Origin of the sequence: Microbacterium sp. 22303 (assembly GCF_052045265.1) — a bacterium.
Classification (GTDB): Bacteria; Actinomycetota; Actinomycetes; order Actinomycetales; family Microbacteriaceae; genus Microbacterium.
Window position 1 is genome coordinate 1 of record NZ_JBQEOQ010000013.1, and the last position, 2,130, is coordinate 2,130.

Annotated in this window: 2 protein-coding genes; both read right to left on the minus strand. The window is 66.9% G+C overall.

The genetic code is table 11. From position 1 onward, the window contains the following. Nucleotides 1-67: 67 nt before the first annotated feature. The gene (gene istB, locus ACTJI8_RS20390; RefSeq protein WP_440735263.1) at nucleotides 68-856 is read right to left on the minus strand and encodes an IS21-like element helper ATPase IstB; all 789 of its coding nucleotides are present in this window, start codon (nucleotides 854-856) and stop codon (nucleotides 68-70) included. Beyond that, nucleotides 856-2,061 carry an IS21 family transposase gene (istA, locus tag ACTJI8_RS20395; RefSeq protein WP_440735264.1) on the minus strand — a complete coding sequence of 402 codons (1,206 nt, stop codon included), beginning with the start codon at nucleotides 2,059-2,061 and terminating at the stop codon, nucleotides 856-858. The genes istB and istA overlap by 1 nt, the downstream gene beginning before the upstream one ends. Between the last annotated feature and the right edge of the window lie 69 nt (nucleotides 2,062-2,130).

Below are 2,130 nucleotides of genomic sequence, written 5' to 3' on the forward strand. Positions count from 1 at the left end.
TGTCGACGACGTTCGAAAAGTAGGCCATTGCGACGTGTGAAAACGAGGCCACCTGGTTGTCGTTCGATCAGTCTGCCGGATCCTGGGTTCTGATGCTCGGAAGGCTGTCGATGCCGCGCCCGCGGAGCCGGTAGCTGGCGCCTTTCAGCGTGAGGACGTCGGCGTGGTGCACGATCCGGTCGATCATTGCGGCGGCGACGGCCTGGTCGCCGAACACCCCACCCCAGCCGGAGAACGGCAGGTTGCTGGTGAGGATCAGTGACGCGTGTTCGTAGCGGCTCGAGACGAGTTGGAAGAACAGGTTCGCGGCGTCTTGCTCGAACGGGAGGTAGCCGACCTCATCGACGATGATCAGCCCGTAACGTCGGAGCCGAGCGAGTTCGCGAGGTAGGTTCCCTTGCCGGTGCGCGTCGGTGAGGCGGGTGACCCAGTCCGTCGCCGTCGCGAACAGCACCCGGTGACCGTGCCGTGCGGCGATGATCCCGAGCGCTGTCGCGAGATGCGTCTTCCCGGTGCCGGGCGGGCCGAGCAGCACCACGTTTTGCGCCTCGAGGAGGAACCCGCCGGAGGCGAGGGCGGCGATCTGCTGCCGGGTCGCCGGTTGCGCGTCCCAATCGAAATCCTCGAGCGTCTTGCGCGCGGGGAACCCGGCCGCTTTGATCCGCAGTTCCGCGCCCGAGGCGTTCCGGGCTGAGACCTCGCGTTCGAGCACGGCGGCGAGGTAATCCTCGAACGACCAGCCCGCATCCCTCGCCTGGTCAGCCATCCGGCTGGCTGCTTCTGTGATCCGGGGAGCTTTCAGCGCGCCGGCGAGATAGGTGATCTGCTTGACCGACTCGGTCTGCTTGCCGGCCATCAGGCGACTCCTTCGATCCCGAACGCCCGGTCGTAGTCTGCGAGATCTCTGGTGAGGTCGTCGCTGACGACGGCCGGTCGCGGCTGCTGGAACTGCTGCCGCAACCCTCTCGCGGTCTCGACATGCGTCGGGTCGGTGATCGTGCTCCCGCGCGCCCAGACGCGGGCGTGGTCAGCAACGATCCGCCCATCGAGCCGGACCCGAACACGGTCGAGATCGGCGGTGACGTCGACGAGCCGCCCGATGGCTTGCGGGTCGACGGAGTAGTCGGACGTGTCGAGGCGGACGTAGTAGTCGCGTCCCAGCCTCACGCGCTCTCGCCAACCGAGCTGCAAGGGAATCGGGGGTAGCGGCAGCATCCGCGACCGGTCGTGGTCGATCAGGTCAACCGGGCGGGCCTTGATCGTCCGCACGACTCTGCTGTTCGCTCTCTCGAGCCAGTCGGCGAGTTGGGTGTTGAAGTCCGCCGGTGACACGAACGTGCGGCCGGGCATGAACGAGGTCTCGAACCAGCCGTTGCGGCGCTCGACGATGCCCTTCGACTCCGGGTCGTAGGGGCGCAGCTGAACGACCTTGGTGGCGAGGGTTCCAGCGAACGCGGCGACACCTTGCGCGAGCCGGCCCTTCTGGCCGATGCCGGGTTCGTTGTCCCAGATCAGCCGACGCGGAACGCGCTTGAGTTGCCGGATCAGTTCCCACGACCCGAGCAGCAGGTCCTCCGTCTTGCGCGTCGGGATCATCTTCGCCGTGACGAAGCGTGAGTGCGCGGCGACGATCACGAGTACTGGCAGCAGCACGCTCGTGCCGTCCTCGAGCGGGATCTTCGCCGGCGGGAACCAGAGATCGCATTGCGCCGCATCACCCGCCGCCCAACTCAACCGGTCGGCTGGGTCGACCGGGCGATGCTCCGGCCTGAGCCGGCGCACGTTCTCCCGGAACCAGGTGATCGACCCCGCCCACTCGACCCGCTCCGCGATCACCGTCGCCGGCATCTCCGGATGCTCCGCAAGCAGCGCTCTGACTCGCGCGTCGAACGGAGTGAACGACGTCTCCTGCGGCGGCCGCTCATACCTCGGCGGCCGATCCGACGCCAATGCTCTATCGACCGTCGACCTGCCGATACCCAGTTGCCTCGCGACCTGTCGCTGCGGAACTCCATCCGCGACGAGCCGCCGAATCAATGCCCAGTCTTCCACCGAGATCACCCACCCAATCTGTCTGGGTGGCCTCGCTTTCGCCCGTCACTATGGCCTCGTTTTCAACCATCGCCGACA